The sequence below is a fragment of the Marinitoga arctica genome (genome assembly GCF_054657315.1).
The window spans coordinates 1-12,793 of the sequence record NZ_BAAHYY010000027.1 but is presented as its reverse complement, the minus strand read 5'-3'; the positions used below and the strand labels follow the sequence as shown (position 1 = coordinate 12,793).

The window sequence follows — 12,793 nt, the reverse complement described above, 5'->3', positions numbered from 1 at the left end:
TTACACTAATTCAGGGATATTTGTTATTACTTTAATACCCAAACTTTTAAGTTTATTTTCTTTATATTCTATACTTCCTTCATAACCTTCTAAAATAGCACCAGCATGCCCCATCCTCTTTCCTTTAGGAGCTGTTCTTCCAGCAAAAAATACCTTTATATCTCCATTATAACCCTTTTTTAAAGCAGATTCAATACCATTAACCTCATCATTCCCACCGATTTCACCAATTACTACTACCTTTTTAATTTCGTTCTCTATTATATAGTCAAAAGTTTCTTCAACAGATGTTCCAATAATCGGATCACCACCAAGTCCAATTCCTATTTTTATTCCGGTCGAATATTTGGAAAGATAATTTGAAATTTCATACATCAAAGTTCCACTTCTTGATATTATTGCAATATCTCCTGGTTTAAAAGCCCTTTCTGGCATAATTCCAATTTTTGATATTCCAGGTAAGATTATGCCAGGACAATTTGGCCCAATTACTCTAATATCATTATCTTTTGATATTTTATATATATCAAGCATATCTTGTTGTGGTATATGTTCTGTTATAATAATAATTTTTTTCACCCCAGCATTTATAGCTTCAAAAACTGCATCTTTTGCATAGGGTGCAGGAACAAATACTACTGAAGTATCAACTTGATATTTATTTACTGCATCATACATATTATTTAAAACATCAACACCATGTAATTTTTTTATAATATTATTTTTTGATACTCCACAAACAATATTAGCACCGTAATTTAACATTTTTTCTGTGTGTAATCTTCCATATTTACCTGTAATTCCTTGTACACATATTCTTTCTCTTCCATTAATCATGAATTTTCACCATCCTTACAGCATCTAAAATCATAGAATACATATCTTCATAATAATTTAAATCGTTATCTTTTAACATTTTTTTTGCTTCTTCCTCATTTGTTCCGGTTAAACGTATAAATAAATTTATTTCAGGATTTTTATTTTTAAAATCAACTAATCCACTGGCTATTTCATCACATTTTGTTATTCCTCCAAAAATATTTAAAATAATTTTTTTTATACCATAACTTTTTAATAAATCTAATGCCTCAATAGTTACGCTTTTTTCTGCTCCTCCACCTAAATCAAGAAAGTCTGCCGGTTCTCCACCAGCCATTTTTACAGCATCCATTGTGGCCATAACTATTCCGGCACCACAACCAATTATTCCTATATCACCATTTAATTTAACAAAATGAAAAGGATATTTTTCCTCTAAAAATTCCTTTGACCATTCTTGTCTAAATATAGCGTTGTCATCTAAATGCATTACACTATCAAGAGCATATATATCTCCTTTGTTATCTTCAACTAATGGATTGATTTCTAACAACGTTAAATCTTTTTCTCTAAATAATTTTCTTAAATTAGGTATAATTTTTTGAATATTTTTAGGTAAAACTTTTTCATATTCATCAAAATTAGTTTTTATAATACTATTTTTATTATCTTCAATGTTTATACCCCCGTTATCAGAGTACAAAATAGTGATATCTTTTTCTTCCCTATCAAGCACAAGTGAAAGATAATATTCTTTTTCAAATGGAATCATCTTTTCAATTAAAATGCCATAAGAAGTTTCACCCTTAATTTTCTTTCTTAGTAGTTCTTTTGCTTTAGATAAAAACTCTTCATCACTTTTAGCAAATAGTACACCACCAGCTTTCATTCTTCCTCCAACTAATACCTGTGATTTTAATACTGCAGGTAAAAAATCTACTTTAATATCTTTTTCTTTTTTAATAAGATAGGATTCTGGTACTTTAATACCATAATCTTTAAGAAAAGTCTTTCCAACAAACTCATGTATCTTCATATATACACCTCCTAAAAATATAAAATTTCATCCCATTTCGCCCTCGCGAATGGGATTACCCTGGAATTAAAGGCAGGTCTCCCGACTTCTGGATCGCTCTACTCCCAACGCCTTCCCAGAAAATTTCCAGTGGCTATTTGTTGGTTTCGTCCCCAGTTACGGTGGCGGGGCCGTGATGGATTTTCACCATCTTCCCTTTTAAGATTTCTCACCTTTAATTCCGGAGGTATTTATTTTTAGTAATATTTTATCATATGAAGAAATGCAAATCAAATTGACAAAATATTATTAAAAGAAAAAGCGCCCTTTCAGACACATTGATTAATGGTTAAAAGGAATATTCTTTTCCATTCTTTAAACACATAAAAAACTCTTCTATAAAGTTCAAAAATATCCTTCTTTTGTTTTAGAACTAATCAATATATTTTAGGAAAGTTAAATTTATAAATATAGAAATAAACTATATAAATTTTCCAAGAAAATAGTTTGGGATATTAATTCTTTTTCTTAAAATATCAATATTTTTAATATTTAATGTAATTATTGCACATGTTGCTGGACCGGCACTTTCATATAAATCTATATTCAAGTTTTTATCCATTTCAAAATTCAAATTATTATATTTTTCTATCTCATTAATTTCATGCATAATACCCTTTGAACCAACTGGAACTATTTCGTGCACCACTTTACAAGTTCTTAGAATATTAATCATTTCGAGTGTTAAAATATCAGGATTATTAATAACATCATTTCCAACTTTTGGAGTACCGATTAATACAGCAATATCTGATGAATATGTTTTATATTTCAAATTTTTATCTTTTATTCCGATTACTGTTATACCAACTCCTGTTTGAACAACTGGAAAATTTTCTTCGGTGCTACCAGTAATAATATTTGTATTTAAATTAGCTTTTATAACAGCTTCTTTAATACCGTCTATAATTCTTTTTCCTGTATCATTCATCTCAACAGATAATGTGTTAATTATTACAATAGGTGTTGCTCCAAAAGATATATTTTCAGAAAGAGCAACATGAGCTCCAAAATAACCAACAATTTTTGGATCTGTTTTAATAATATCCATTTTTTTATTTCCAATTGCTCCTGAAGAGTCACAAGTAATAACTAATTCTTTTTCTTTATCGATATCAATTATAGTTAAATCTCTAATTTTCTTAACTTTTATATATATCCCTCCATTTTATCTCAATATAATGACCTGTTTTACATTTTATTTTCCACATATCATCAATTTCAAGATTATTAATTAGTATGTATATTAATCTTATTACACCACCATGAGTTATGATTAAGTAACTTTTGTTTTTTTGTAATTCATCGACGAATGATTTTATTCTGTTATAAAAATTTAAAAAGCATTCCCCATTTGGAAAACAATATTTTTTGTAATTTTCCATCCACCTTTTATATTCTTCTGGAAATTCATGTTGAATTTCTTCTATATTTTTTCCTTCAAATTTTCCAAAATCAATTTCTTTGATTCTATCATCATATTTTATGTTTTTATTGAACAATTTTGATAATTCAAGAGCAGTATACTTAGCTCTTTTCAAAGGACTTGAAATTATATAATCGATTTTTTCACTTTTTAGTTTATTACTTAGAAAATATAATTGATTTTTTCCGTTTTTAGTAATCGGGAAATCAGTGTTTCCACTAAAAACCTTCTTTATATTAGCTATTGTTTCTACGTGTCTAACTAGTATTAAACTCATGAAACACCTCTATATTAAACCATATTTTTGAGTTATATATATAAATAATAAAAATAATGTTTGTGATAGTTCGATTATCATCCCAATGGTATCACCAGTCATTCCACCTATTATATTTTTGATTCTATAAGTTATAAATAATATACTTATATAGGTTAATATTATTGAAATTAAGACAAATACATTATAAAAAATAAGTATTGGAGAAATTAAAAGAAATGAAATAAAAAACATTTTTAAACTAGAATTATCTATAAACGCATTACCCATTCCATTCTCTTTTCTTGCATAAGGTGAAATTGCTGCAGCGAGTATTGCAGAACTTCTTCCAATAGCAGGAATTAAAATTAAATAATCATAATCAATATAGTAGCTTAATAAAAAATCAGAAAACAATATTATAATTATACCTAAAGTTCCAAAAGTACCTATTCTACTATCTTTCATTATCTTAAGCATGTTTTCTCGATTTCTATTGCTGAAAATTCCATCAAATGTATCTGCAACACCATCAATATGAAGACCACCTGTAATCCATATATATAGAATCCAACTCATTAAAATTACTATAGGTTTATCAAATCCTGTATATGAAAATAAATACATAAGGGCACCTATAAAAGTACCTAATAAAGGCAAAAAATAAAATCCTTTAATAAAATCTTTTTCGTTAAAATCAAAATGATACTTTATTGGTATTCTGGTAAAAAATGTTATTAATAAAATTAAGCCTCTCATTTTATCATCCTTTTAGTTTTAATGGTATTCCTGAAATTGTTATATAAACCTCATTAGCTTCTCTGGCGAGATATTGGTTAATTCTACCAGCAATATCTCTGAAGATATTACCTAATTGATAAGCAGGAACTATTCCCATACCTACTTCATTCGTCACTATAATAATATTTTTATTATGACTTTTTATAATATTTATCAGTTTTTTAACTTCACCTAAGATATAATTTTCTATTTTATCAATTTCATTATAATTATCAAAATCAATATTCTTTTCTAAAAGTAAATTTGAAATCATTAAAGTCATGCATTCAAATATTATAGTATCAATTGATGGAAAATAACCAAATTGTTCAAGTTCATCGAATCCTTTATATTTTTCCAAGGTTTTCCAATTTTTAGGTCTTGAATTTTTGTGTTTTTTAATTCTGTCTTTCATACCATCATCAAATGGAATTGCTGTTGCAATATATAAAATATTTTCACCAATTTTTTTCGCATAATTTTGTGCAAATGTAGATTTACCACTTCTTGCTCCACCAGTTATTAATATAATCATAATTTCCCCCTTAGAAATAATATATATGTATTTTATCATATTATACTATTTTTAACCAATTTAGTATTCTTGCTTTTGTCATATTTTTTAAAAAAATTTTTGATATAATAATGAAAAAAGGATTTGGAGGTGTTTAAATGTATAATCCAGAACTTATAAGAAATATAAGTATAATAGCTCACATAGATCATGGAAAAACAACACTTGTTGATAGAATACTAGAATTAACAAAAACTATAGAAAAGAGAAAAATGCATGATCAATACCTTGATATGATGGATATTGAACAAGAACGTGGAATAACTATAAAATCACAGCCTGTTAAAATTATGTATGATGCAGAAGATGGAAATACTTATGAAATAAATATTATCGATACACCAGGTCATGTTGATTTTACATATGAAGTTTCAAGAAGTTTAGCGGCATGTGAAGGTGCCGTCCTTTTAGTTGATGCCTCTCAAGGAGTTGAGGCGCAAACTGTTGCAAATACATATTTAGCTCTTGAAAATGATTTGGAGATAATACCCGCAGTTAATAAAATAGATTTACCTAATGCTAATGTTGAAGAAACTCTAGAGGAAATTGAGGATTTAATTGGTATTCCTGCAGAAGATGCTTTGAAAATATCTGGAAAAACCGGAGAAGGCGTAAAAGAACTTTTAGAAGAGATTATAAGAAGAATTCCTGCTCCAACATCTAAAGGTATCATGAATGATAAATTGAAAGCTTTAATATTTGATGCTAAATATGACAAATATAGAGGAGTAATTATATATACAAGATTATATGGCGGTACTGTTAAGCCTGGAGATAAAATAATGACAATGTCAAATAAAGAAGTATATGAAGTAGTTGAGGTTGGTATATTTCATCCTGAAATGCAAGAAACTGACTCATTATCTGCAGGAGAAGTTGGTTATATTATTGCAGGTATTAAAGATGTTGAACTTGCTCGTGTTGGTGATACCATAACCTCTGCTATTGATCCAATTGAAGAACCATTGCCCGGTTATAAAGAGGTTAAACCTATGGTATATGCAGGAATTTATCCAGGTGTTCCAGACTATTATGAAGAATTAAGAAAAGCTCTTGAAAAATTAAAATTAAATGATGCAGCACTTACATTTACTCCTGAACATTCTCCAGCGTTAGGGTTTGGCTTTAGATGTGGTTTTTTGGGATTATTACACATGGATGTTGTTAAAGAAAGAATAGAAAGGGAATTTGATTTAACTATAATATTAACTGCTCCAAATGTAGTTTATAAAGCGAAGCTAAAAAATGGAGAAGAACTAGAAATTCATGATCCTACGCAGTTCCCTGATCAAGATTTATTAGATGAAGTTTATGAACCATATGCAAAACTAGATATTATCACACCTCCCGATTATATGGGTGGATTAATGGGCGTGGTCCAAAATGAAAAAAGAGGTGAATTCTTATCTGTCTCTAACGCTGGTAAAAATAGAGTTGTCTTGCATTTTGAAGTTCCATTAGGGGAGATAATATTCGACTTTTTTGATAGAATGAAAGCTATTAGTAGAGGTTATGCTTCTATGGATTATGAAATTGTTGAATTTAGAAAATCTGATTTATTAAAAGTAACCATATTAGTAAACAGAGAACCCGTTGAAGCATTATCTTTTATTACCCATAGAAGTAAAATATACGAAATGTCAAAAAAAATGGTTGATAAATTAAAAGATTTAATTCCAAAACATCAATTTGAAATACCTATACAGGCTAAAGCCGATGGAAGAATCGTGGCAAGATCAACTATAAAAGCTCTAAGAAAAGATGTTTTAGCAAAATGTTATGGCGGGGATATTACCAGAAAAATGAAATTACTGGAAAAACAAAAAGCTGGTAAAAAGAGAATGAGACAAATTGGCTCAGTAAGTATTCCACAAAATGCGTTCTTAGCAATATTAAAAATTAATGAAAGTGACAAATAAAGTATATGTTGGAGGAATAATATGCCTATAGATGGTTTACTTTTAAATAAATTAATAAGAGAAGCAAAAAAATTTGAAGGTCAAAAAATTAGAAACGTATATCAACCTGTTAATGAAGAAGTGTTATTACAAATGCAAAATGGATTTTTATTATTCGTTTTAAAAAATCCATCATATCTTATGAGTCTGGATACAAAACCAAATATGCCAGATTCTCCACAAAATTTTACTATGTTTTTAAGAAAACGTATTAAAAATGCTAAAGTTATGAAAATAGAGCAAATGGGACTTGATAGAATAGGTTACATAGAATTATCTGTTATAGATGAAGCTTTTAACTTAAGAAATTATAGACTGTATTTTGAATTAATGGGAAGAAATTCAAATATATTATTAGTTGATGAGAATAATAAAATATTAGATGCTTTAAAAAAAGGAATAACACCTAAAAGAAGCATAATGCCTGGCGCTGAATATTACCCCTTCTTTAAAGAGGAATATACTAACATATTAGAACACGACTCTCTCGATTTTGATATTAATCAGCAACTAATGGGTTTTTCAAAATTAAGTAAAAAGTTTTTTTACGAATATATAGAAAAATATGATTATATATCCTTCATTTCTGAGTTTATGGACAATATAAATGTTTACACTTTTGATTATGATGGTAAGAAAGAAATTTTATCTTTTAGACCTGTTAATTTTAAATATGACGTATTCAATTCTCCATCTAAGGGATTACTTAATTTTTTCGAAATTCAAAGCATTAATTCTAGATTTTATGAATTAAAAAAACGCCTTGAAAAAATAGTCGTAAAAGAAATTGAAAAATATGAAAAATTATATAAAAAACTTAAAATGGAAGAGAAAGATATTAAAAAAATTCCCGAACTAGAAAAACATGGACGTTTGTTACAGGCATTTCTTTATCAATTTAAAAATAAAACAGATTCTGTAACTATTAATGATTGGGAAACTGGAGAAAACATAACAATAAAACTCAATCCATTAAAAACTCCAAATGAAAACTTACAAATTATTTTTAAAAAAGTCCATAAATTAAAATCAAAAGAATTGCATTTAAAAAAGCGTATAAAAATAACTCAAGAAATGATAAATTACTTATATCAAGTTTGGCAGAGTATAGACCTTGCAGATGATATTGATACTTTGCATGAAATAAAAGAAGAATTAATTGAAGAAAAAATAATATCTGATAATTCCAAAAAGAAAAAAAGAAAAAAAATTTTATCAAAACCATATGAATTTAACTATAAAGGATATAAAATATTAGTTGGAAAAAATAATATACAAAATGATAAAATTACAAGAGAAGCTGATAAAGAAGATATTTGGATGCATGCACAAGGAATTCCTGGAGCACATGTGATTATCAAAACAAATAAGCAAAAAATTCCCGAAAATGTATTGATATTTGCAGCAAAACTTGCTGCAAAATATTCCAAAGGAAGATTTTCATCTAAAGTTTCTGTAGATTATACGAAAAAAAAATATGTTTGGAAACCCAAAAGCTCAAAACCAGGAATGGTTCTTTATAACAATTTTAAAACTTTATATGTTAACCCAAACATATAATCAATTAAACCCTCAAAAGAGGGTTTAATTTTTTAAGGATTTTCTTCCTATAAAATCGAAACATTAAATAGATTGATAAGTGTGGTGATGATATGAAAAAAATGATTATTATCATTTTTATTATTATTTTTAATATATATTTATTTTCAAATTTTACAATTCCGGCTACAATAAACTCATACGACAAAGTTTTTTCTTTAAAGGATATTTTTCCAGATATTAAAAATGATAGAACATTAGCATTTTTTGCAGATAATAAAATTACTTATGAGTCATCAAAACTCAAAAACTTAATATTGTCAACAACAAATTTTTCAAACATTACTTTTGAGTCATCTATAGTTACAATAAATTATGTTCCAAATGATGCTTCATCAATAAAAGATGCAACTGAATCAAATACTGAATATTATTTAAAAAAGTATTTCGAGAATATATTATTAAAAGATACACCTAATGCAACCATTAATGATTTTGAAATCAGCAAATATATGAAAGACACAGAAATTTCAACTATTTTAAATTTGGATTATAGGAGATCAATGAATAATATTTATGGAAATTTTTTAATACTTGATAACCATAAAATGAAAAAATACATATCATTTAAAGCTGATGTTTCAAATTATGATTATATATTTTTTTCCAAAGAAAATATTAAATTTAAAACTACTCTGAATGAAAATTTGGTTGAAAAAAAGATATATGATATTTACTCACTACCTATGACTCCACTTGTTGTTTCAGAAAAAAATATTTCTAAATTTATGGCAAACAGAGCAATACGCAAAGGAGAAATTATATATGAAAATTCTGTAAAAAAAATCCCTGACATAAAAGCTGGCCAAGTAATACCTATTGAGGTCTATTCAGATGGTGTAAAAATTTTATCTTGGGTTAAAGTTTTAAATGATGCTATTATAGGAGATATTATTATGGCCAGAAATGAAAAGACCGGAGTTTTAATAAATGGAAAATTATATAGTGGTCCAAAATTAATAATTAACATAGGAGGGACTCAACAATGAAAAGGATTTCGTTTTTTTTAATCGTATTAATTATTTTTACTGTTGGATATAGTGAATCATTGTGGAAAAAAGCCAAAACCTCAAACCTATTATCTAATCCTGAAAAAAATTACTCAGTTAATGATATAATTACTGTAGCTGTTTCAGAAAATCCTTCCCTTAGTTTATCCGATAATAACCCTGATCCATTTTCCGGAGTAATGGGTACTGTTGGAGCAATTTTTAATACAGTTGGAAATATTAATTTAATGAAATTTTTTCCACTAGGTGCAAATAAACCTGAAGACATACAAGTTTCAAATAAAAAATCTTCTTCCCAAAGCAAAGCTAGTGTAAATTTATATGTATCTGCTAGAGTTATAGAGGTTTTGGATAATGGCATAATTAAAATTCATGGAGAAAAGGAATATAAAGTGGATTCACAGAAAAAAATAATGATAATTGAAGGTTATGCTGATCCATCTTTTATTAAAGAAGGGGTTATAGATTCAAAAAACTTGTCCGAAGCTAAAATATGGTATCGAGGAGATACTGATTTACAAAATGATCCAAATAAAAAAACCTGGTTAGCATGGTTACTTTCTGGAATTTCTAATTTATTTTTTTAAGGAGTGATATACGTGGTAAACACAATAAAGAAAATAATTATACTTTCTATATTAAGTCTATTTGTAATAAATTCTTTTTCTGCAGTAAGATTGAAAGATATCGCTTATTTCAGAGGAGCTCGTGACAACCAGTTATTTGGTATTGGTGTTGTTACTGGATTAAATGGAACTGGTGATTCTGGAAACGTTGCCTCAGAATTACTTACAAATATGATGAAAAATTTAAATGTTAATATACAAAATACTTTTTCAACAAAAAATTCTGCTGTTGTTTTCGTATTTGCTGATATACCTGCATTTTATAAAGAAGGAATGAAATTAGATATAGTTGTTACAGCTGCTGGGGATTCGAAAAGTTTAGAAGGCGGGTTTTTAATTCAAACTCCATTATATGGAGCAGATGGTCAAGTTTATGCTGTAGCTCAAGGAAGCGTGTTAACTGGAGGTGCTGAAGTTAGTACTACAGCTAATCTTCAAAAAAGGAATAAAGTTAATGGAGTTATCCCTCAAGGTGCTATTGTTGAAAATGAAATCCCTTCTACTATAGTTTCTGAGGATACTGTAACTGTATTACTTAGAAATCCTGACATCACAACTGCAGCAAGAACTGCATTGTCTATAAATACTCAATTTGGACAAAAATTAGCAAAAGCTGTGGATCCCTCTTCTATAAAAGTTAAAATACCAGATGTATTTTCCGATGATTTAATATCATTTTTAGCATTAATTGAGGAAGTCGAAATAGATCCAGATTCGAAAGCAAAAATAGTTATCAATGAAAAAACAGGAACTATTGTTTTTGGTGGAAAAGTTAAAGTTGCGGATTTTACTATTAATTATGGAAATTTTGTAATTTCTGTTGATAATGGAAAGGTTGGCGACAATGAAGCTACTATATATAATCTCGTAAATGCTTTAAAAGCTGCCGGAGCTACTCCGCAGGATGTTATTGCTATAATACAAAATTTATCTGCTGCCGGGTATCTTTATGCTGATTTGGTGGTGATGTAATATGATTTCTGGTGTATCTTTTTCTGGTGTACATAATTATAATAACGTAAAAAAAGAGGATGTGGCTGCTGAATTAATAGGATCAGTATTCTCTAAGGTTTTTAAAGATATGTATAATTCAGAAATATTTGAAAACAATTTAATTCCTAAATCAAATACTGAGAAGTGGTTTAGAGATATGCTTATTGATCAATATTCTGTAACAATAGCAAAAAATAATATGAAACCTTTAATCAATGAGGTTCTTAAAGCTTATGGAAAACCTTAATCTTCGCTTTAAGCGAAGATTTTTTTTATGTAAATTTTTATATTATATGATATAATTATATTGAAAATTTTTATGGAGGTGAACTATGAAAAAAGTATTAATTACATTATTTATATTCTTATTTTCTATTAGTATTTTTGCAAATATTTATCAAGTAATACCAGCAAATTCAAAACTCGTTATTGTTGTAAATAATGCAAAAGATGTGTATTCAGATTTAAAAACGGTTCCTACATTTCAAAAAATATTAGATGATCCAACTTATGCAGAAACTCTAATTACTGGGATGATTGATGCTTATATTCAATCATTAGAACTTGAAAGTGATGATGTTTATTCTGGTTTGGAAAATAATTTCGGTATTTTTATTATTGAACCCCAAGAAAATAAATATGATTTTGGATTTATATTTGGTCCTTTAAATGATGGTAAAAAATATATTGATATTTTTAGTAAAGTTATTAATGCATTAATGCCTGAAGACACCCTAGATTTATTTTATATTATAAAAAAAAGTGATTTACAAGATTATTTAATTATTACAACAAACAAGGAAGAATATGAAAATTCTGAACTTAATTTTGTTCCACAAAAAAGATATAATAATACCGGTATATATGAAGAAATAAATACTTCAACATTTAAGGGACATGGATACTCAACTGTTAAAGACGGATATTTATATAGCAAATTCAACTTATTAACTGATAAAGAAATTATTCCAAGTTCTAATATTTCTAATGATGATAATACTTTTGGATTATATTATTTAAAAACATATTATTTACCTGAAGATATAATTTCAGAATTGTCTAATCTAGGTTTAGATGTTCCTGAAGATTTACTTAAAACAATAATTAATAATTTTGAATGGGCAAAGTTTACTGGTACTCTAAACTTAAAAACCGATGAAGAAACAGGCGAAATAATTACTGATTTTGGAATTAAAATTACCGTTAAAACAGATGTTTTATTTAAAGATATTGAATCTTCTATTTCTGAAGATATAAAAAGTGAAAAATTAGGAAATGAGTATTTAAAACTAACAAGAACTATAGAAAATGAAATAATAACAATGTATATATGGAAAGAAAATGGAATATATGTTATTTCTAATTTAAATAAAGATATGATTAAAAAATATGAAAATAATTCTGTGAAACTTTCTGATAATGAATTATATAATGATTTAAAAACAAAAATCCCTGAAGGTAATGTTGGAACATTCTTTTTAGATTTAAAACCTGTAATTTCTTTCTTAAAAGATTATTTAGGTGTCGAATTAGAAGGTAATTTTGGAGGATTAGCTAATGCAATTTCAACTAAAACCCCAGAAGGACAAAACGTTATTGAATTTAATTTTATAATGAAATAATTTTACTACTACTTTTTATAGCCTGCCTTTTAAGTGATTCTTCAATATGTATAAA

Annotated in this window: 13 protein-coding genes and 1 riboswitch; of the genes, 7 read left to right on the top strand and 6 right to left on the bottom strand. The window is 27.2% G+C overall.

The window, feature by feature from the left end; all coding sequences use genetic code 11:
* The 6 genes from ACYQ44_RS07945 to cobU form a co-directional block, all read right to left on the bottom strand.
* Positions 1-837: a succinate--CoA ligase subunit alpha gene (locus ACYQ44_RS07945; protein WP_459996456.1), complete on the bottom strand. Its 837-nt coding sequence runs from the start codon at positions 835-837 to the stop codon at positions 1-3.
* Complete coding sequence (locus tag ACYQ44_RS07940; protein ID WP_459996455.1) at positions 830-1,855, bottom strand: ATP-grasp domain-containing protein; 1,026 nt, start codon at positions 1,853-1,855, stop codon at positions 830-832. Before ACYQ44_RS07940 ends, ACYQ44_RS07945 begins: the two co-directional genes overlap by 8 nt.
* A 54-nt stretch (positions 1,856-1,909) precedes the next feature.
* Positions 1,910-2,086: riboswitch (cobalamin riboswitch) on the bottom strand.
* A 229-nt stretch (positions 2,087-2,315) separates the two neighbouring features.
* Complete coding sequence (locus tag ACYQ44_RS07935) at positions 2,316-3,014, bottom strand: AIR synthase related protein (RefSeq protein ID WP_459996471.1); 699 nt, start codon at positions 3,012-3,014, stop codon at positions 2,316-2,318.
* Positions 3,015-3,036: 22 nt separating this feature from the next.
* Positions 3,037-3,597 carry an alpha-ribazole phosphatase gene (cobC, locus tag ACYQ44_RS07930; RefSeq protein WP_459996454.1) on the bottom strand — a complete coding sequence of 187 codons (561 nt, stop codon included), beginning with the start codon at positions 3,595-3,597 and terminating at the stop codon, positions 3,037-3,039.
* A gap of 9 nt (positions 3,598-3,606) precedes the next feature.
* Positions 3,607-4,335 (bottom strand): adenosylcobinamide-GDP ribazoletransferase, encoded by a 729-nt coding sequence (gene cobS, locus ACYQ44_RS07925; RefSeq protein WP_459996453.1) that lies wholly within the window; start codon positions 4,333-4,335, stop codon positions 3,607-3,609.
* 4 nt (positions 4,336-4,339) lie between these two features.
* Entirely contained in the window at positions 4,340-4,891 is a 552-nt protein-coding gene (gene cobU, locus ACYQ44_RS07920; protein WP_459996452.1) for a bifunctional adenosylcobinamide kinase/adenosylcobinamide-phosphate guanylyltransferase, read from the bottom strand.
* 137 nt (positions 4,892-5,028) lie between these two features.
* On the opposite strand from cobU, the gene lepA reads away from it, so the two are divergent.
* From lepA to ACYQ44_RS07885, 7 genes are all read left to right on the top strand, one after another.
* Entirely contained in the window at positions 5,029-6,849 is a 1,821-nt protein-coding gene (lepA, locus tag ACYQ44_RS07915) for a translation elongation factor 4 (RefSeq protein ID WP_459996451.1), read from the top strand.
* A gap of 21 nt (positions 6,850-6,870) precedes the next feature.
* Complete coding sequence (locus ACYQ44_RS07910) at positions 6,871-8,448, top strand: Rqc2 family fibronectin-binding protein (protein WP_459996450.1); 1,578 nt, start codon at positions 6,871-6,873, stop codon at positions 8,446-8,448.
* 92 nt (positions 8,449-8,540) lie between these two features.
* Positions 8,541-9,476 carry a flagellar basal body P-ring formation chaperone FlgA gene (gene flgA, locus ACYQ44_RS07905; RefSeq protein WP_459996449.1) on the top strand — a complete coding sequence of 312 codons (936 nt, stop codon included), beginning with the start codon at positions 8,541-8,543 and terminating at the stop codon, positions 9,474-9,476.
* Entirely contained in the window at positions 9,473-10,084 is a 612-nt protein-coding gene (locus ACYQ44_RS07900) for a flagellar basal body L-ring protein FlgH (RefSeq protein WP_459996448.1), read from the top strand. The genes flgA and ACYQ44_RS07900 overlap by 4 nt, the downstream gene beginning before the upstream one ends.
* A 24-nt stretch (positions 10,085-10,108) precedes the next feature.
* Positions 10,109-11,095 carry a flagellar basal body P-ring protein FlgI gene (locus ACYQ44_RS07895; RefSeq protein WP_459996470.1) on the top strand — a complete coding sequence of 329 codons (987 nt, stop codon included), beginning with the start codon at positions 10,109-10,111 and terminating at the stop codon, positions 11,093-11,095.
* Between the two features lies 1 nt (position 11,096).
* Positions 11,097-11,363: a rod-binding protein gene (locus tag ACYQ44_RS07890; RefSeq protein WP_459996447.1), complete on the top strand. Its 267-nt coding sequence runs from the start codon at positions 11,097-11,099 to the stop codon at positions 11,361-11,363.
* Between the two features lie 85 nt (positions 11,364-11,448).
* Positions 11,449-12,738, top strand: coding sequence for a hypothetical protein (locus tag ACYQ44_RS07885; protein ID WP_459996446.1), 1,290 nt, complete (start codon positions 11,449-11,451; stop codon positions 12,736-12,738).
* Positions 12,739-12,793 lie beyond the last annotated feature (55 nt).